Annotated in this window: 20 protein-coding genes; 11 read left to right on the top strand and 9 right to left on the bottom strand. The window is 52.3% G+C overall.

The window, feature by feature from the left end; all coding sequences use genetic code 11:
* Positions 1 to 105 precede the first annotated feature (105 nt).
* Together AABQ55_RS18005 and AABQ55_RS18010 are read right to left on the bottom strand one after the other, a co-directional pair.
* On the bottom strand, positions 106 to 1,377 hold the full coding sequence (locus AABQ55_RS18005) for an ATP-binding protein (protein WP_272805990.1): 1,272 nt from the start codon (positions 1,375 to 1,377) through the stop codon (positions 106 to 108).
* A gap of 283 nt (positions 1,378 to 1,660) precedes the next feature.
* Complete coding sequence (locus AABQ55_RS18010) at positions 1,661 to 2,320, bottom strand: response regulator transcription factor (protein ID WP_272805991.1); 660 nt, start codon at positions 2,318 to 2,320, stop codon at positions 1,661 to 1,663.
* Positions 2,321 to 2,533: 213 nt separating this feature from the next.
* Between AABQ55_RS18010 and AABQ55_RS18015 the strand changes: the two genes are divergently transcribed.
* A complete protein-coding gene (locus AABQ55_RS18015) occupies positions 2,534 to 3,124 on the top strand; it encodes a recombinase family protein (RefSeq protein ID WP_272805992.1) in 591 nt (196 codons plus the stop codon).
* Here AABQ55_RS18015 and AABQ55_RS18020 read toward each other — a convergent pair.
* Positions 3,117 to 4,811: a flagellin N-terminal helical domain-containing protein gene (locus tag AABQ55_RS18020; protein ID WP_272805993.1), complete on the bottom strand. Its 1,695-nt coding sequence runs from the start codon at positions 4,809 to 4,811 to the stop codon at positions 3,117 to 3,119. The two genes, AABQ55_RS18015 and AABQ55_RS18020, sit on opposite strands and share 8 nt — an antisense overlap.
* On the opposite strand from AABQ55_RS18020, the gene AABQ55_RS18025 reads away from it, so the two are divergent.
* From AABQ55_RS18025 to AABQ55_RS18035, 3 genes are all read left to right on the top strand, one after another.
* Complete coding sequence (locus AABQ55_RS18025; protein ID WP_272805994.1) at positions 4,810 to 5,040, top strand: hypothetical protein; 231 nt, start codon at positions 4,810 to 4,812, stop codon at positions 5,038 to 5,040. The two genes, AABQ55_RS18020 and AABQ55_RS18025, sit on opposite strands and share 2 nt — an antisense overlap.
* Positions 5,041 to 5,113: 73 nt before the next feature.
* Positions 5,114 to 6,040 (top strand): recombinase family protein, encoded by a 927-nt coding sequence (locus tag AABQ55_RS18030; protein WP_272805995.1) that lies wholly within the window; start codon positions 5,114 to 5,116, stop codon positions 6,038 to 6,040.
* Between the two features lie 307 nt (positions 6,041 to 6,347).
* Positions 6,348 to 7,430 (top strand): hypothetical protein, encoded by a 1,083-nt coding sequence (locus tag AABQ55_RS18035; protein WP_272805996.1) that lies wholly within the window; start codon positions 6,348 to 6,350, stop codon positions 7,428 to 7,430.
* Here AABQ55_RS18035 and AABQ55_RS18040 read toward each other — a convergent pair.
* Positions 7,396 to 8,534, bottom strand: a protein-coding gene (locus AABQ55_RS18040; RefSeq protein ID WP_168168997.1) for an IS3 family transposase whose coding sequence is annotated in 2 segments (ribosomal slippage) — positions 7,396 to 8,276 and positions 8,276 to 8,534 — 1,140 coding nt in all. Because the reading frame shifts where the segments join, the coding sequence is not laid out codon by codon here. The genes AABQ55_RS18035 and AABQ55_RS18040 overlap by 35 nt on opposite strands.
* Here AABQ55_RS18040 and AABQ55_RS18045 point away from each other — a divergent pair.
* From AABQ55_RS18045 to AABQ55_RS18060, 4 genes are all read left to right on the top strand, one after another.
* Positions 8,508 to 9,014, top strand: a complete 507-nt coding sequence (locus AABQ55_RS18045; RefSeq protein ID WP_272805997.1) for a nucleotidyl transferase AbiEii/AbiGii toxin family protein — start codon at positions 8,508 to 8,510, stop codon at positions 9,012 to 9,014. The two genes, AABQ55_RS18040 and AABQ55_RS18045, sit on opposite strands and share 27 nt — an antisense overlap.
* 508 nt (positions 9,015 to 9,522) lie before the next feature.
* Entirely contained in the window at positions 9,523 to 10,575 is a 1,053-nt protein-coding gene (locus tag AABQ55_RS18050; protein ID WP_272805998.1) for an N-acetyltransferase, read from the top strand.
* On the top strand, positions 10,553 to 10,972 hold the full coding sequence (locus AABQ55_RS18055) for a hypothetical protein (protein ID WP_272805999.1): 420 nt from the start codon (positions 10,553 to 10,555) through the stop codon (positions 10,970 to 10,972). The genes AABQ55_RS18050 and AABQ55_RS18055 overlap by 23 nt, the downstream gene beginning before the upstream one ends.
* Positions 10,972 to 11,505: an ATP-binding protein gene (locus tag AABQ55_RS18060; RefSeq protein ID WP_272806000.1), complete on the top strand. Its 534-nt coding sequence runs from the start codon at positions 10,972 to 10,974 to the stop codon at positions 11,503 to 11,505. Before AABQ55_RS18055 ends, AABQ55_RS18060 begins: the two co-directional genes overlap by 1 nt.
* Here the strand turns inward: AABQ55_RS18060 and AABQ55_RS18065 are convergent.
* A complete protein-coding gene (locus AABQ55_RS18065; protein ID WP_272806001.1) occupies positions 11,463 to 12,038 on the bottom strand; it encodes a GNAT family N-acetyltransferase in 576 nt (191 codons plus the stop codon). The two genes, AABQ55_RS18060 and AABQ55_RS18065, sit on opposite strands and share 43 nt — an antisense overlap.
* Before the next feature lie 14 nt (positions 12,039 to 12,052).
* Complete coding sequence (locus AABQ55_RS18070) at positions 12,053 to 13,099, bottom strand: hypothetical protein (RefSeq protein ID WP_272806002.1); 1,047 nt, start codon at positions 13,097 to 13,099, stop codon at positions 12,053 to 12,055.
* Between the two features lie 206 nt (positions 13,100 to 13,305).
* Here AABQ55_RS18070 and AABQ55_RS18075 point away from each other — a divergent pair, with 206 nt between their 5' ends.
* From AABQ55_RS18075 to AABQ55_RS18085, 3 genes are all read left to right on the top strand, one after another.
* On the top strand, positions 13,306 to 14,070 hold the full coding sequence (locus AABQ55_RS18075) for a hypothetical protein (RefSeq protein ID WP_272806003.1): 765 nt from the start codon (positions 13,306 to 13,308) through the stop codon (positions 14,068 to 14,070).
* 206 nt (positions 14,071 to 14,276) lie between these two features.
* On the top strand, positions 14,277 to 14,546 hold the full coding sequence (locus tag AABQ55_RS18080) for a hypothetical protein (protein ID WP_272806004.1): 270 nt from the start codon (positions 14,277 to 14,279) through the stop codon (positions 14,544 to 14,546).
* Positions 14,543 to 14,833: a hypothetical protein gene (locus tag AABQ55_RS18085; protein ID WP_272806005.1), complete on the top strand. Its 291-nt coding sequence runs from the start codon at positions 14,543 to 14,545 to the stop codon at positions 14,831 to 14,833. The genes AABQ55_RS18080 and AABQ55_RS18085 overlap by 4 nt, the downstream gene beginning before the upstream one ends.
* A gap of 62 nt (positions 14,834 to 14,895) precedes the next feature.
* Here AABQ55_RS18085 and AABQ55_RS18090 read toward each other — a convergent pair whose 3' ends face one another.
* From AABQ55_RS18090 to AABQ55_RS18100, 3 genes are read right to left on the bottom strand one after another with little or no spacing between them, the layout of a single operon-like run.
* A complete protein-coding gene (locus AABQ55_RS18090) occupies positions 14,896 to 15,279 on the bottom strand; it encodes an Ig domain-containing protein (protein WP_272806006.1) in 384 nt (127 codons plus the stop codon).
* Positions 15,279 to 16,532 carry a plasmid recombination protein gene (locus tag AABQ55_RS18095; RefSeq protein WP_272806007.1) on the bottom strand — a complete coding sequence of 418 codons (1,254 nt, stop codon included), beginning with the start codon at positions 16,530 to 16,532 and terminating at the stop codon, positions 15,279 to 15,281. The genes AABQ55_RS18090 and AABQ55_RS18095 overlap by 1 nt, the downstream gene beginning before the upstream one ends.
* 9 nt (positions 16,533 to 16,541) lie before the next feature.
* Positions 16,542 to 16,796: a hypothetical protein gene (locus AABQ55_RS18100; protein ID WP_272806008.1), complete on the bottom strand. Its 255-nt coding sequence runs from the start codon at positions 16,794 to 16,796 to the stop codon at positions 16,542 to 16,544.
* Positions 16,797 to 17,012 lie beyond the last annotated feature (216 nt).

Genomic DNA, 17,012 nt, shown 5'->3' on the forward strand with positions numbered 1-17,012 from the left:
GCACTGCGCCGTTTATCTATCTGCGGATCAGCGACGGGCATGCGAAGACATGCCTCGCTATCGGTTCCCTGCTGCAACCGACGGCCCCTTGTTGCTGACATTGGTTCATATGGGAAAGGATGAAAAGATAGATATTGGTAGCGCAAAAAGTCTATCGCCGAAAACTAAAGGCCGCTCGCCCATGTAAATCACAAGCCCAAGGAAGTCCCATTTTTTTCCCGCGCCTCCTTTAAAAGCGTGAAAATTCTTGAAATCGCTCGACGAAACCGTTGAAGAGGCCTTCATTTCAAAGCCCACCAGCATGTTCCCATTCTCGGCAACAATATCAATTTCCCTCCCTTCGCGATCACGCCAGTGGAAAAGCCTCCATTCGTCTCGTTGAAGCGGCAGAGATTTTAGTAATTCCGTATAGACGTAGGTTTCGAACAACGCGCCAAGAGGCGTTTGATCCTTTCCGAGATTAAAATCGCTTGCTGTTAGCCCACGAAGCGCCGCAGCAATGCCGGTATCAATCAGGTGCAACTTGGGATGCCTGATATCCCTCCCGACTTCCCCTGATGACCAAGCGGGCAATCTCGAAACGAGTGAAAGACGTTCCAAAATATCAAGGTATTCAGATGCAGTTTGGCGATTTAGCTGCACCTTCTCCGCTAGTTCCACCAAATTTAGCTCGTTTGCAGTCCTAATAGCTAGTTGATTGATTAATTTACGCATAGAGTCCGTTCTGCGGATTTTCATCACATCCGCGACGTCTCTGTCTACGATTGTATCAATGTATTCCCTGTACCGTCGCTGACGCGAACGCTCAGCCAGAGGTCGGATTTCTGGATACCCGCCACGCATGATCTGATCAATATGCTCATCCCTACTTGTCGGCGAGCAATCAGGGAGTGATCCGGCTTCGCCGCTTGCTTTCGCCCAATCTAGTAAGTTGCATGGCCCCGTTTCTTTGATTTCCGCTACACTCAGAGGAAGCATTTTTATAGTCTGAACACGGCCTGCAAGAGAGTCCATAATCTCCGCTGAGATAAATATGTTGGATGAACCGGTAAGCAAGAATTGCCCCATGTCCCGATTTTCATCGACAATACGCTTCAATGTTAACGCTATTTTTTTTGAGCGCTGAACCTCGTCAATAATTATGGGGCCTCCTTTTCCTGAAGCGATCAGCGATTGAAGCTGGCCCTGGGGGTCAGCTTCAATCGCTGAGAGAATACTTTCATCGTCAAATGTGATAAATCGGCCAGTTCCCAGCATATCCCGAACCAATGTCGTTTTACCTGTTTGCCGAGGACCAATTAAGTTCACGACTCTGGCATTTTCCATGGCCTCCAGGAGTTCCGTTTTCAGGTGACGATTATAAAGGCCTTGCGTCATTTTTCCCCGCAAAATTGATATCAGCGTTCCCGCGAAATGGCTATCAGAGCATCCGCGAAATGTCTACTGCATCATCCGCGAAATGCCTATTAGAATTCCCGCGAAATGTCGAATAGATATGCCGCAAAATGTCCAATACGGCTAACCAACATAGCCGATGAACGTCAAGATAGAGCCAATTATTGCTCTAAGCAGAGGGCATGGCAGATTTCACCAATTACGGTCGTAGGCCGAATCTAAAGGGTATTGCGAAGTGGCCGCATTTGCTCCTCACGAGATAGATTTACAGCCTGCTCGCGATCCACAGCGCCACGAGGTGCTGGAGATTTTTCGCCCCTATCCTCGCCTTAAGCCGCTCGATCCGATGCTCAATCGTCCGAGGCGACAGTTCCAACCTGAGCCCGATTTCTTTTTGCGCCGCACCCTCTGTCAGCAGCTGGAGAATGCTGAGGTCGATACCGTCCGTTTTAAACCCAGAGACTTCTGGTAACAGGAGGTCGATCCTGGAGAAGACGATGCACCATTCGCTTCGACCAGTTTCAGATTTTTGGGGAACGAGCAAACGTTCATAGAAAATCTTGCAACTTCCCAAGACGGTGCTTCCTTTGGAAAGGGATGGTCGCTTCTGTGTCAGGACCTCGGTCAAAACAGGAATGGCGGTATGTTTCAGGTATTCCTGGTCTGGAAAGCTACGGAAATCAAAGGGCTCTTGTAGCGAAAGAATATCCAACACCTTCGTTGTCACGCTGTATCGTCGGACAAATTCTGCGGAGAAGGCTTCCACACTGGAAAATCTGCAATCGATTACAGCCAGGATCACATTCGGCTGCAACGGTCGCATAGCAGCCTGATAGATATCGGCAGCATCAGCCCCATCTTTGCTTATTATCCAGGCATCCATCAAGTCGTGCACGGAGGCGGAGAAGGATTTCACGCCGTGCACAGACAAAACTCCTTGGTGTGGTGCGATGCTTCTCCTCTACCCGCAACGGACAAAACCAACCGATTTTGTCATCGCACCAAGATTGATGTCGTAGATTGCGTAATCCCTTGAGAACCTTGAACAAACACATTCGTCGGACGACGGCAAATCTTGCCGGACAAAATCGGTTGGTTTTGTCAATCGCGCCGATGACAAGGAAATCTCGGAACGATCATGAGAATAGGCTATGCGCGGGTATCCACCGTCGACCAGCATCTGGATTTGCAGTTGAACGCTCTACATGCAGCTGGTTGCGACGTCATTTTTGAAGATCAAGGAGTTTCCGGGGCTAGCACTAACCGCCCCGGACTATCAAAAGCCTTACGGCGACTTAGAACAGGCGACACGCTCGTCGTATGGCGTCTGGATCGCCTCGGCAGATCGCTTGCTCACCTGATGAAAACCGTTTCGTCTTTACGTAACCGGGGAGTGCAACTTCGGTCGCTGACAGAAGCTATCGACACCGGAACCCCCACTGGCAATCTGGTATTCCATATTTTCGGCGCTATCTCCGAATTCGAGCGCTGCTTGATCTCGGAGCGGACTGCAGCTGGCGTTGCAGCTGCCCGAGCAAAAGGACGACATCTGGGCCGTCGGCCAGCATTAACCCTGAATCAGATCGAGGCAATTCACAAAGCATATTTTAATGACCGCCTCTCGATGGCCACCATCGCCGATCAATATCGCGTTCACCCGCGAACGGTTCGTCGATACATCTTTAAAAACGAGGTTTGTCGAGAGACGCCTCCCAAGCCGCTTATCTAAAAAGCTGCAATAGCGTCGATGGATTTTCGTTTGCTATACTGAGAGCTTGGATGGACAGCTGCTGCTGGGTTTCAAGTGCCTTCAGCCTAACGGACGCTTCGTTCATGTCAGCATCAACCAGGCGACCAATGCCTTTCTGAACGGAGTCGATGATCGTTTGGTTGTAGCTCTCCTGTATTTCCAGCCGTTTCTTGACGGCCCCGAGGGTAGCTGCTCCGTTGATGACTCGCGACATCATGCCATCGACACCGCTAATATACGCATCAAGGCTGTAGTTCGACGTCACATCGACATCGAGCAGTCCGAACGTCGGAGCGTTCCCAATGTTGTCTGTTGCACCCGTTACGCCAAGAGACGTTTTCCGACCCGCCTCAGGCCGCATTGTCTCGATGAGATCGTAACGGATGAGATTCATGCCGAGGTCTTTTGCTTCGATCCCCATTCCCTGATCGATGAATGCGTAGTTGAGTACCTGGATATAGTCGCCAATCGATGTCACCTCCCCTGAGGTCGTCCCAAGGGCTGCCATGACGGTGTCGCGCGTGAGGGTGAGCGTTTTGTTCGTGTTGTTCTCGATGATCGTAATGTAGGCCTCTACATCAGGCTTAAGCTCGAATGCCGTGTCCCAGATGCTATAAGTATAGGCTCGCGTACCGTACGAGATTGCGGCACTGTCTTGGAGGCCACCAGTCTCTCCTGTCGGTAGCGTCGAGGTTACGCCGCTCATATAATATGAAGAGCCTCTGCCGGATGTTTCGGTGGTTTCAATGGAAAATTTTGCCGGGTTTGAGACATCCTGATAAATTTCGACCGCACTGCCGATGACGGATTTTAGCACTGCGCGCCATTGGGATCGATTGGATACAATACCGTTCCATCCGGGGTTGACTGCATCAATTGCGTCCCGGTCAATCGTGTAAGTCTGCGTCATTCCTGGTTGGGGCCCCGTTGTCGTTGCGGGGTCATCAGCGTCCAGATTGAGTGTGAACGTGATCGCTGTGCTGTTATCGGTAAAGGTCAGAGGACCATCGAAGATGTAATCCTCCCACGCCGATCTTCCAACGGGGTCGATGGAGTAGATCGTGTTGCGGATGCCGCCTACGGTGCCGGGGCTTCGATCATCTACTTGCAGTAGCCCGCCACCGGTGCTGTTGAACAGTGCAACTTTCGATAAGTCGATTTCAGTGCTTTTGACGTGGACTGCTCCACTGCTGGATCGTACGAAGGAAGTCGTCAGTTTTTCCCGGGCCTCAGCGGTGTCGTAAATGTTCGTGAAGGCCGTGTTCAGCCAATTCACACCGTTGAAACTCGCTGATTGGGAGATACTGACGGTCTGCGCCTTCAGCGCTTCAAGCTCCGTCTGAATTTTTGCTCGGTCGACACCATCTTCCTTGGCGGCCACCAATTTGGCCTGAAACTCTTTCAGCACGTCAATGGTCGATTCCATGGCGGCGTAGGCGGTATCCACCTTGGCGGCTCTAAGGCCGATAGCGTCCTGAACGGCACTCATAGCCATCTGGTCGGACCGCATAGTTGTCGAGATCGACCAGTATGCTGCATTGTCGGAAGCTGCCGCGACACCCAAGCCGGACGAGACTTGGTTCTGCATCCCGGTGAGGCTGGATGAAACGGACCTGAGCGTCTGCAGAGCAGCTATTGCGCTGGTATTGGTAAGAATACTGGTCATGAAAATCGCCGAAAATGTGTATATGAACGGCGTCTTCATGAGGCCAAGGCAGCGCGTACCGCTTCGTGACTATGCGTTGGGAGAGGTTATCCAACATGCGAAAATCGCAGGGGGAAACTACCCTCTATTGCTCTGCATCGCTTCCTGCCGCGACCAGACGATGGAGGTAGTTTTCCCCTCGGATTTGAATGGCATCATTAATCATTGCGTGGGTATTCGCCCTGAATGATCAAGTCGAAAATCGAAATGAAAATCTATAAGTACGCACTCCCCGCTTTGAAGGACGGTGGCGGGAAAAATCGATGGTGAAGCGCGTTTTGCTATATGCGAGATATTCTACCGATCAACAGAACCCTGCTTCCATCGAGACACAGCTTGACCTTGGAAAAGCGATGATCGAAGCCAAAGGATGGCAGTTGATCGACAGTTTTGTCGATGCCGGGATCAGTGGCGCGAACTACGAAACACGCCCGGGTTTACAAGGCGCTTTGTTTGCGGCCCAGCAGCATGCGTGCGATGTATTTTTGTGCCTTACCCTAGATCGCCTATCTCGTGATTTGGAACATAGCGCCAGAATCCTGAAACTGCTACAGTTTCACGATGTGGAACTGTGGACCGTCCAGGGCGGAAGTGCCGTTTCGGCTATCGAGCTGGGAATCCGAGCTGTCCTCAGCCAGGAAACGATAGAGCAAACGCGGTACCGGACACGAGAAGGAATGAAAACGGTCGCGAAAGGTGGCCGCATTCCAGGCGGCTTGTGCTATGGCTATCGCGTGATCAAAGAGTACGACGCGACAGGGAATCTGATACGTGGTCTGCGGACCATTGATGCGAAAGAGGCGGAGACCGTCGTCACGATCTTCAACGAGTTTAGCAAGGGGCTGACGCCCGACGCTATTGCTGCAAAACTGAACCAGCTTGGAATCGCGGGACCACGTGGAAAGCCTTGGCAAGGTACGGCAATCCGTGGGCATCGGAACCGGGGTACAGGCATACTAAACAACGAACTGTATGTCGGTCGGCTCATTTTCAATCGCCTGGAGTATCGCAAGAATCCTGCCACTGAACGCAGGGTTTCCAGACCCAATCCCACGGAAGAGCATGTCGTCGTTGAAATACCCGACCTTCGCATCGTCAGTGGCGTGCTTTGGCAAAAGGTGAAGGATAGGCAGGGAGCCAACCGGTCTCGCTGCTTGTCGAACGCACCTCTTATTCGGAGTTCTGTGTAATTGACATTACTATCGGGCAGTGATCACTCGGGTCGGCTCTTCCGAACGTCAGTAGCTGCGTTCCGAATGGATTCGAGTTGCTGTCATCGTTGCGCTCGTAGTTGGCGCTGCCCTTGTAATTGTCCTATCGAATCCAGCGTAGGATAGTGAACACGTCGATCATCCTACGCCGACTGTCTTTCGTAGGAATAGCTCTCCTGTCGAATTTAACTTTATGTTGCCATTTTGTTCTTCTTGAGCCAATGGTATATCGAAAGTGGTTCGGCTGATGCAAGGTGGGTAAGTGGCTATTAAACGAAGCGTTATCGTGGAAGTGCCTGACATTGAAGCGATGACGGATGAGCAACTGTCCGACTTTGCCGGTGATCGTGATGGTCGATGGAGCGAGCAAACAAGAAAGCTCCTTCAGCGGTTCAATACTGACCGACTGGACTTAAATTGCTGGTGGGCGGCAACATGGACGGGGTGGAACTGCCCATGTTGCCGACGCACGAAGCCGGAGATAGCGCGCGTTGGTTCAAACGGAGTCCTTTTGTGTCGATTGGAGATGCACCACGACCATTTAGGTGATCACGCCCGTAAGCTGTTCGATGCATCAAATCCAAAAGTGGACGGCGATGGACTGCTAAACGAACAGATCGCGAATGCGAAAGACGCATTGCTGATCTTTGTGGAAAGATTCGGTGCTACCATTATATGCGCCGACTGCAATGCTGCAGACGGAGAAGCGAAGCGTTTGCTATCGGGGCAAATTGATCCGAACTTCACGTTTACACCTGCGGAAATTTCAGAATTTATTCGAGCGGTCCCCAACACCCTCCATGAGGTCAACCTCCGCGTTGCAAACGAATTTTGGCTGGACGCAAAGGATGACTTTGCCGACCGGGTCGATTTCTCTCGCCGCATGGCCGCGAGATTCGCAGATGGAAAGCATCGGCGTGATCAGTCACGTCGCACCGTCGTTATGCCGTTTGAAGATCGCCACTTTTTCCTGACGCAAATCAGGGCAGCCCTTCCGCAGCTTTACGAGAAGACACTATCGACCTTGCTGGATGCACGCTCGATCTCCAACGATGGTGCAGGGCAATCTATTCGGCCAAAGCGTCTCAAGCCAAAACGGGTGCTCGCCCCTACTGATGCCGAGTTCGAGGCAATGGTCGCCGCGATGCCGCAGGGACGTGGCACCTGGGACGCCGTCGGGGATGACTGGAAATGTGAATGCTGCAGTAGGAATAAGCGGGAGATTTGCCGCAAATCCAACAAGGGTAGTTGGATGGCGCAGGTACATCGTGTGAGAGGTGGCTCGGTTTGTCTGAACAGCTTCGGGCGTTTCGCTAAGTGGATTTCCGCCTCGATTATGCCGCCACCATCATTGGTGTCAGCGCGTTGAAGTAGGCCTGATCCGGCGTCCGCCGGTCAAGGGATGAATGTGGGCGTCTGGTGTTGTAGAAGTTCAGATATCGGGCGATGCCAGCGCGTGCCTCGGACACAGTCTTGTAGGCATGGAGGTAGACTTCCTCGTATTTGATCGAACGCCAGAGCCGCTCGACGAAGACATTGTCTCGCCACGCACCCTTGCCATCCATCGAGATGGCAATCTGTGACCTCTTCAGCACGGCGGTGAAGTCGATGGAGGTGAACTGCGATCCCTGGTCGGTATTGAAGATTTCCGGCCTGCCATGACGGGCAAGTGCCTCCTCCACCGCCTCGATGCAGAAGGCTGCTTCCATCGTGATCGACAACCGCCATGACAAGACCTTCCGGCTGAACCAGTCCACGACGGCGCACAGATAGACAAATCCCCGCGCCATGGGGATGTAGGTCAGGTCCATTGCCCACACCTGATTGGGCCGGGTGACTGCCAGCTTTCGTAGGAGGTAGGGATAAATTTTGTGCCCTGGCGCTGGTTTCGAGGTGTTCGGGCGGCGGTAGATCGCCTCGATGCCCATCTTCTTCATCAGCGTGGCGACGTGTCGCCGCCCGGTCTCCAGACCTTCTCCTCTCAAGAGCCCTTGCAACATCCGACTTCCGGCAAAGGGGTAGTCGAGATGCAATTCGTCAATCCGGCGCATAAGGGCCAGATCGCCGTCAGACACCGGACGAGGCAGATAGTAGACGCTGCCACGGCTGAAGCCGAGAAGCTTCGCCTGGCGCACGACGGATAGCTTGTGCTCGCGGTCGATCATTTCTTTCCGCCCAGCAATCCCGCCTTGCCGAGCGCACCGGATAAAAAATCGTTCTCCAGTGTCAGTTCGCCGATTTTCGCGTGCAGCGTTTTGACATCGATGGTCGGACCCGACGGCTCCGCTTTCGTTTCATCGCCGAACACACCTGTCGCCCCCTCAAGGAGCTGGTCTTTCCATTGCTTGATCTGGTTGGCGTGCACATCGAACTGCTGGGACAACTCCACCAGCGTCTGCTCACCTCGGATGGCGGCAAGTGCCACCTTCGCCTTGAAAGCCGGGCTATGGTTCCGGCGCGGTCGTCTCGTCATGGTCTCTCCTGTTCCCGGCATCTAAGCCGAAGTCAGGCAGAAACTCCACTTATCCCCGCTGTGCAGATTTCCCGAGCCAGCTCTGTCTTTGATTTCTCTCCTAGCGAGACGGTAAAGACATATTCAGTGGAGGAGATTGCGACTGAGAAGATCGTCGCTCTCACAGACAGAGCCAGAAATCAGCCAAGAGACCTTTTCGACATCTGGAAACTTCAAAGTGAATTCGGGATCGATCTTGCCGAACTGGCAAATCCAATTGCCCAGAAGCTCGTATTTCGAGGCAGAAATGCGCAGGAACTGGATGAGGCCTTTTCAAGGAAAGAAAAAGCTCTGAAAGCTACGTGGTCGACGAGGCTTGATCCTCAAATGAGTTCAACACCTCAATTTGAAACCGTGTTTCGCGAGGTTCGTCGAGTATTCCGGCAGTCGAACATCTTTGATCTCGTTAACGTAGAGCAACAACGGCTCAAGAATACGTAGCTAATATATTGACGTCGCTCGTGGCATCTATTAACGAGAAGACGAGGACTTTATGAACTTTTTAATCCACCTTAGTTGCGCATCTCTAGGTGGATTTTGCTCAGTTTTCGTGGCGAAAGTTCAAATGTATGTGGCGAACAGCACAGAAATGGTGGGCCCGGAGGGAGGAAGCGGGCGCATCGGCGTAAGCCTAGATTAGAAACGAAAACAAAGCCTTGTGGGGTATTTGGGTACGTTTTCGAGCTTGCTTCTGTGTACGCCAGTTATTGAAAATGTCAACATAGTTTAGCGAGTCAGCCTGTCAGCAGACACTGGCCAATGCCCCTTCGACTATCGTGACACCGGCCAGTTTTCCACTCGGCTCCCGCGCTATCATGCATTCTCCGAGAGGCAACCAAAAAGCGCACTTTTCAGTGGACAAGCGTCGTGCAAGGTCAAGTCACTATAGAACACATCGATAGACTCGCACCAAATGCTATTCGCCAATGGGAGGATTACGGGGAGTTTCATGGCGCGGACGCTATTACTTACAAAATTCAAGAATTTATCTCTTAACGACCCTTTTTTTGATAGCTTGAAAGCTGGCTATGACGAGTTCTCAGCCTGGTTCAACGGCAAGGCGGAAGAAGATGTTTATGTCGTGGTGGATGAGCATCAGAGCCTAAGCGGCATGATCTATCTGAAGTCGGAACATGGCCCGGTGACGGACGTTGATCCTCATCTTCCCGATGGTCATTGGCTGAAGGTAGGCACGCTGAAAATTGAGGGCAAAGGGACCAAACTCGGCGAACGAGTTATCAAGAAAATATTCGACACGGCTTTGGATGTGGGGGCGACAGGAATTTACGTGACGGTTTTCGATGTTCACGAAAGCCTCATAAAATTGTTTTCCCGCTATGGGTTCGAACAGACTGGCACAAAGACGACGAAGAACGGCGTCGAATTGGTACTTTCTCGTTCGCTGACAGAACATTCAATGGATATGTTGAAGTCCTATCCATTCATCAGAATTTCCCACGCAAACCTCTGGCTTCTAGCAGTTTACCCTGAGTTTCACTCACGATTCTTACCAGACTTAATCCTGAACAACGAACCAAAGGAGATCGTGCAGGACGTTTCCTACACGAACACCATACACAAAATCTACGTCGCAAAGCTGCCGCTAACTCGTATGAAAAAGGGGGATGCGGTTATTATGTACAGGACTTCCGACAACAAAGGACCCGCGTTTTATCGCTCCGTTGCGACCTCAATATGCGTTGTGGAGGAAACACGGCGGCGTAAGGATTTCGCTTCCCTTGATGAATTCCTTGAGTACACCAAGCCGCACAGCGTCTTCACCGAAGGCGAACTTAAGGACATGTACGTGTCTTGGAGCAGGCTCTACACGGTCAAGATGACCTATAACGTTGCGTTCAATAAGCGGATCACGCGCGGCAACCTCATGGAACTGGCTGATGTACCAGAACAACCGCGTTGGGATTTAAAGCCTTTGAGTGAGGCTCAATTCCAAAAAATCATCGAATTGGGGAAGGTACATGAAGGTATTGTTATCGATTAATCCAGAGCACGTTGAAAACATATTTAAAGGCGTGAAAACATTTGAGTTCAGAAGGAAAGTCTTTGCCCGCAAGGATGTTACGACGGTCGTTGTATATTGTACGATGCCAGTTGGCCGTATTGTTGGTGAATTTGATATCGACACAATATTGGAAGACGCTCCCGAAGAAATATGGGAGAAAACTCGATACGGCTCTGGAATTACAAAAGATTTTTTCGATCAATATTTCTCAGACCGAAAAATTGCTTATGCCCTGAAAATCGGCGAAGTGCGAGAATACGAGGAATACATTGATCCAAAGGAAGTTTTAGACAATTTTACTCCTCCTCAGTCCTACATGTACATGAAAGATGAGCGGAGAAAAGCCGTATGCCAGGACCAACTAGAGTTCTGGTAATGCTCGACACGAAGCTCATGATTGTTTTCGGGGTGTCGGGGGTAGGAAAAACTACCGTTTGTGCGGAGTACGCGAGCGGCAACGATGATGTTGTTCATTTTTCAGCGAGCGCCCTATTGCGGCTTCATCGCGAAACCGCCGGAACGCGTTCCACCAACGAGGTAATTCAGGATCAGCATGTCCTCGTTGATATGGTGAACGTGATCCGATCTGAAACTCCTGTATCATTGATGCTCTTAGATGCGCATAGCCTTGTTTACGTTGGCGGGCATGAGGTCATCATTCCTGCCGATGTAATCGCAGCTATGAAGCCGGATGGACTGATTTTTTTCAAAGCCTCTGGTGAGACGATCTCTGAGCGACGCCTCTCACGAGGAGATACAAGGAATGTCGTCCCGCAAGAAATCGAAAAATCGCAAACGAATGCGTTAAGAGCCGCCGAGTCCTACGCCGAACTGCTTCCTTGCCGACTGTTGGTCATCGACGCAAGTCACGGAACAGATTTGGGCGAGGCGATAAGATTTCTATCGTGAACCGGTTCGAGAACTTTATTCTGACCATCCTTTTTCGCAAAAATTGCGTCATTATAGCCAATTTCCTGCCTACCCGGTACGTACAGGCCGCTTTCCACACCGGTGAGCCTAAATCTGTACCAGTCAAATATTCTTTCGAATGCGGGCAGCTTTGTGGCGCTGACCGTCAGGCCGGGATGATCGTCATCCAGCCACTTCAATAGTCCATCAAACACCCGCAGCCCCAGGCCTCTTCCAGCATGATACGGCGCGACGCGAACGGTACATATCTTCCGCTCGAAGCCGTCGTTCTTCGCAATTCCCACGGCGACCAACTCCCCGTCACGATGTATGGGGAGCAAAAATCTTGTCCCTGTCCGAAGACCCGGCACAACCTTACTAACATACCAGCTTTGAATATCTGGATAGTCTTCGGACAAACCGCTTATGAACTGCAACGCTTCCTGCTCGCGGTCGGACAGTGAGAGGTTCCTTGCAGGCCGGGTGTTGACTGACAGCGGAATCAATGAGGTTGTATCTTCATTGAAGATCATTGCTGGGATATTCCTCATTTATCGAGGGCGTCAGAAATCTGGTCAACCGTCGCTTTAGTATCGCTCGAAAACCACCCGAGAACGCCAGAAGCCGCCAAATTACCAAACAATCCGAACAAAAATGCGACGACCAGATAGGTGAGTAAAATCTTGCGGCCGCTCCTGCGTGTGTGAAGTTTGACGAAAGATGAGAAATCTGCAACCCCCTGTCCGTCTTTGCCTTCTTTCTTCCAATGATAAACGACCATTCCTCCTGGAATGCCGCTTGGCACATAGTCGTCCCATGGATCATGCTCAAGAAGTCTATTCTTGTGCCATTGAATACTGCTGGCAGACAGCTCGGAATGAACTGGAAAAGCTGTAAGAAATGCCACAAGACTGATATTAACCTTTCCTTGTTTCTCGTCAGCGCGAATTTTGTTTTCTACCTGTGGCGGCAGTGTACGAAGCTCATTGAAGCGAAAGTCGATATACTCGATTTCCTCGAAACCGCTTTGAAATTTACGGTCAATTGGCGTTATGACGTGAATGAATGGACTGGATTTCCCACTCGGCAAATAGACCCTCAACCTGAAGTAAATACTCTCATCGGCCTTGATCTGAACGCTAACAGATTCAATCGCAACCTTCTCGATTGAAAGGAGAGTGCCGTCAGAAAACTTATCTAAAGAAAGATGGGAAGGGTCTAGGTTTCCATTCTGCTCGATGAATTTATGAACCCGGCAAAACAGGTTATCACCGTTTTTTAACTCAATCCTTGCCGGAGCCGGTGTGACAACGCATTGAAGCTTCTCGTTGAAAATTCCTTGCGCAACGGACGTCTGAGCCAACTGGACGCCCGCGTCTTGTATTGATTGTCTCTCTACATCAACGGGCAAATACACATTTATGCGCTGTACTGGAGCTGGATTCTTGATCAACAGACCAATCTCAAGGAAGTCTCTTGGCGGGCGTTGAGGGCGACCTTTGAAATCCCTATCCCCAGCAATGCGCCAAAAATTGAAGTGCGTCTCCATGGTGGTGCCCGCAACGTCGCCATCGGCAACACACCAGACCGCCATGCTGCCTGCTCTTTCCTGAAGCCTACTCTTAATTGTGTCCACCCTCGCCCCCGCGCGATCCGAATCTATCGGGTGTATTTCTAACTCAAACGCAACCGCAAGGGCACGAAAAAACGATGAACCTTAGGGAGGCTACGCAACGTGAAAGACCGGCTATTGTGTGTTGCAATTCATGAAGGCGATCCTACAGGAAACGGAGGATCACCATGGACCATTACCCGCTTACGCTAAAACAAAAAGAAAAAAATAAGAAAAACGAAGAACGACGACGCCGCGAACGACAACGGCGAGAAGACGAATATTGCAGGCGCATCGAACGCCTGCGCCGTCAGATCGAAGAGGCGCGAAAACGGCGTCAACGCATGCTGTTGCTTTTCTTGCTGGCCGTGCTCGCGATGCAGGAATCCCTCTTCGCAGCTTTCACACGCTCGGTTTCGTATCGGTCCGATCCCATAGCAGACCCGACAGACTGGACGCCGGACCCAAACAAGGACTTCGCCCCAGCCCCCGGCCACGGCGATCATTGCGACGGCTATTCGTATGAGCGGTGGAACCGGATGCTGAAGGAGCGCGGTATTTGTGTGAGCCGAAAGGCCGAGCTTCAAGAAGCGTGGAAGTCTGATCCAGATCGCGAGTTTTTCCCAACGCGATATCAGCTGTGGGGCTATCGTCCGTTCGTAGGCGAGGTCATGAGCGACTTGACGGACCAGCGTTGGCAAGGCGATGCCCTTAAGGCCCTCAAGCTCATGTCGCCACCTGAAACTCACCGCTATCTAGACGAAGCCTACGCCTCGGACCCCGCTGACTTGTTGATGTGCCGGGCAAATTCGAGCGCCGATATCGTCAGGAATTTTCAGTCCGCAGCAGTCCGATGGGAATTCCGCAAGCAGCGCGAGGCCGAAGAGGCGCGGAGGGAAAAGGAATTGTCACGGAAAAACGACGGCGAGCAAGGAATTCCCGAGCCAAATTGACAGGATTTTTCCGAGAATTCCTTGGTCGAAGAGCTGCCGATTATTCGTTGCAAGGAGTTCTCTCGAAAATTCGACCGCTTCAAAGGAATTTAGAAGAAAATGACTTTTTTTGAGTTTATGAAGAATTCCTTTGCTAAAAAACACCACTTGACGGAATGATTTTCCTCTCATACCTATTCGTCGTCCACAACGAAAAGGGGCCTGGCATGGTGAGTACAATCTACATATCTGCGGACGTGATCCAGAATTCGATGCTCGACACTGGTGACGCCATTGCGGCTTTCACCAGTTGGAAGCCGAAGCGACGAGAGAACGTTTTCCGTTACGAAAAGGCGGACATCCGTATCACGGCTGCAAACGGCTCAATCTACCTCATGTCCGAGGCGGAGACGAAGAAGCCGAAAATCCCGTTTACTCCTGTACCTGCTGCTGAGCTTGGCAAGCTCGTGCGGTCGATGAGTGGTGCCGCACAATGATGGAGCTGGCACCAGACCATGATGTCATCGATGACGACACGATCACGCATTTTGCGGTTGCCAAGGCCAAAGGCCGATGCCGCCTTTGCGTAGTGCCGAAGATCATCCAGGAACAGGCCATGACCGCTTGGGATCATGCGGATGAACAGGCCATCCCATTTACGGCCGCCGACATGATGCAGGTGGCAAAGGAACGGTGTGGTGGATGTCTTGGGCGAGGGTGGCCGAAGGTCTCCGAAAGTAGCGGTGTGCTGTATCTCCATGTCGCCAGCAAACGGATCGGATGATGTGAGTGCGGGGGACGGCTCCAACGTTCCCCGCCCCCTCCCGCTCCGAGCCAGAGAGCGCATCAGGAGATGGTGATCGAGATCACCATCTCCGAATAGAAGCCGTCCCGTTGCGCGCGTATGGTGACGTTGTAGTTTCCTGCGACCGCCGCAAGACCGGTAATCTTGCCGGTAATTGGATCGAGCGTCAGGCCGGGCGGCAGTGGATTTCCCGAAGCGAACACGTATCCGCTGACATCGCCAATCGGCATAGCGTAGACGACCGTCCCGGCGGCAACCTGGATGGGCTCGTAACGAATTCCGAAAACAGATTGCTCCGGTTCCAGCGGGGGTGCAGGATCAGAAACAGGGGTCAGTGTGCCGCTCGTCGGAGATCGCCAGACGATTTCGCCAGCGGTCGCGCTGGATGCGATCAGAATCACGGCGACAAATATCACTTTGCGCATTACGTTTTTTCCTTTTTCTGAAAATTGGGTTTCAGTACCAGTTTTGGCCCTGGTGACAGGTCCGGCGAGGCCGGATCGGAGGCCGGAGAAAGAATCGACCGCAGCCGGTCGCGCTCGATTCCAGCGCGCATCGCCGCGTCTTGCGCATCACGCGCTTTCCGCTCTGCGTCGAAGCGCTGGCGCTCAGCCTCAAGTTGCTTTCGCTCGGCAGTCTGCGCGATATCCCGCCAGCGGTCGATTTCGCCCTTCAACTCAGAGCGGATTCTTTCTGCTAGTTTTGATTTCCGCAGGCCATCCCAAACCGCCCGGAAGCGACCGGCCCATCCATTGTACCTGGCGACATATGCCATCGCCGCCTGCGCCCGCTCTTGCTCCTGGCGTGCGCGATCTTGCGCGGCCAGCGCAGCGGCGGTTATTTTGCGAGCCACCTCCTGTTGGCGGGCAGCGTCGGCGGCAACCGTGGCGGCGTCAGCCTTCGTTTTGGCGATAAAGGTTTCGCCGTTGGCTTTGACGATCTTCGCCTTTTCAATTGTCTTCTTCAGTGCCTGGGCTTGTACTTGTTCCCTCTGCCATTCGTCCCTCGACAGGCGACGACGTTGCGGGCCAAGGCGCGTAAGGCCGGAAGGTACGGCAACTGCTTCGTGGTAGGAATCCTGCCATGCGCGCATTGTTGCCGTGTATGCCGCATTGGCACGCTTCATGAGTGCCTTTTGATCCTCGCCATCGATTGGGCCAGCATCCATCACGGAACGCTTTGCGGTCGCGCCGGGATGGTGCTTCTGCGCTTTCAACTCGGGATCGGAGATTGCCACGACATATGCGTGGATATGGTAATGGGACTCGTCTTCGTGGCGGATCACGGATTGCAGATCATCACCATACTGGTGTCGCAACCATTCGACTGTCCGCTTCTCCCACGCCTCCGCCTCCCGGCGCTTGTCGGGATCGGCGCGGATTTCGTTCATGGTGTAAGGATGGCTGGCGACGACCGTGTGAAGTGTTTTTTGATCGGATCGGAGTTTACGGGTCTTTCCGCCTTTAACAGCGACCGTAGCCGAGGCCGCAGCAGAATCGTGCAATTCCTGTACTTCTTCAATTTTGAGGCCATGCACAATGATAGGTGGAGCAGGACTCGCAACATGAACCGAAGCTTCGGGGCGACGGGATGCCTCGCCAAAGATGAAATTCGTGTCCCGACCCTTCGCGTCCGCCTTGCGAGCATAGCCCTCTAGATGCACGAACTGATAGCCCATGGCAGGGCCTCAGCCTAAACGTGGATAAATGAAATCAATGCCGAATGTGAACCAAAAGACACGCTGGACGTGAAACAAGAATTCGTCGTCCGTCATATCACCGACGCCGTTCTGCGCAGTGATATCCTGGTTCATGGAAGCATACCGTTTCGAGTGCTCCCAGATGACGGCATACCAAGAGCCGGGCAGTCGAATTGCTCTAAGAAGTCCCGACGAATCCCCCAATTCGCCTTTAATTTTAATCAGTCGCTGGTACTCATACATCGCCCCCTCCTCAAATAGGAATTTCCTCCTGATAAGTGTGGTCATGAAAACCATGGGCGCAAAGCGCTTTTGGGCACCGGAATGAAAGATATAGTGACCGACTGGCACTATCTTCGATAGTATCGGCCCCTTCAGGGGAACCATTCCATGGAGGCCACTTCGTGGAGACCCTCTCGGGAACCCCCTTCGAGGCTCGGGCCGTGCGACCCATTGCCA

The organism is Shinella sp. WSD5-1 (assembly GCF_963942435.1).
In the GTDB taxonomy this organism is placed as follows: domain Bacteria; phylum Pseudomonadota; class Alphaproteobacteria; order Rhizobiales; family Rhizobiaceae; genus Shinella; species Shinella yambaruensis.

Coding starts and splice junctions, on each gene's coding strand:
- AABQ55_RS18090 (WP_272806006.1), bottom strand. CDS start 15,279: ATGCGCAAAGTGATATTTGTCGCCGTGATTCTGATCGCATCCAGCGCG.
- AABQ55_RS18020 (WP_272805993.1), bottom strand. CDS start 4,811: ATGACCAGTATTCTTACCAATACCAGCGCAATAGCTGCTCTGCAGACG.
- AABQ55_RS18005 (WP_272805990.1), bottom strand. CDS start 1,377: ATGACGCAAGGCCTTTATAATCGTCACCTGAAAACGGAACTCCTGGAG.
- AABQ55_RS18070 (WP_272806002.1), bottom strand. CDS start 13,099: ATGGCGGTCTGGTGTGTTGCCGATGGCGACGTTGCGGGCACCACCATG.
- AABQ55_RS18030 (WP_272805995.1), top strand. CDS start 5,114: ATGGTGAAGCGCGTTTTGCTATATGCGAGATATTCTACCGATCAACAG.
- AABQ55_RS18055 (WP_272805999.1), top strand. CDS start 10,553: ATGAAGGTATTGTTATCGATTAATCCAGAGCACGTTGAAAACATATTT.
- AABQ55_RS18095 (WP_272806007.1), bottom strand. CDS start 16,532: ATGGGCTATCAGTTCGTGCATCTAGAGGGCTATGCTCGCAAGGCGGAC.
- AABQ55_RS18085 (WP_272806005.1), top strand. CDS start 14,543: ATGATGGAGCTGGCACCAGACCATGATGTCATCGATGACGACACGATC.
- AABQ55_RS18050 (WP_272805998.1), top strand. CDS start 9,523: ATGGCGCGGACGCTATTACTTACAAAATTCAAGAATTTATCTCTTAAC.
- AABQ55_RS18100 (WP_272806008.1), bottom strand. CDS start 16,796: ATGTATGAGTACCAGCGACTGATTAAAATTAAAGGCGAATTGGGGGAT.
- AABQ55_RS18080 (WP_272806004.1), top strand. CDS start 14,277: ATGGTGAGTACAATCTACATATCTGCGGACGTGATCCAGAATTCGATG.
- AABQ55_RS18045 (WP_272805997.1), top strand. CDS start 8,508: ATGGTTCCGGCGCGGTCGTCTCGTCATGGTCTCTCCTGTTCCCGGCAT.
- AABQ55_RS18025 (WP_272805994.1), top strand. CDS start 4,810: ATGAAAATCGCCGAAAATGTGTATATGAACGGCGTCTTCATGAGGCCA.
- AABQ55_RS18015 (WP_272805992.1), top strand. CDS start 2,534: ATGAGAATAGGCTATGCGCGGGTATCCACCGTCGACCAGCATCTGGAT.
- AABQ55_RS18075 (WP_272806003.1), top strand. CDS start 13,306: ATGGACCATTACCCGCTTACGCTAAAACAAAAAGAAAAAAATAAGAAA.
- AABQ55_RS18065 (WP_272806001.1), bottom strand. CDS start 12,038: ATGATCTTCAATGAAGATACAACCTCATTGATTCCGCTGTCAGTCAAC.
- AABQ55_RS18060 (WP_272806000.1), top strand. CDS start 10,972: ATGCTCGACACGAAGCTCATGATTGTTTTCGGGGTGTCGGGGGTAGGA.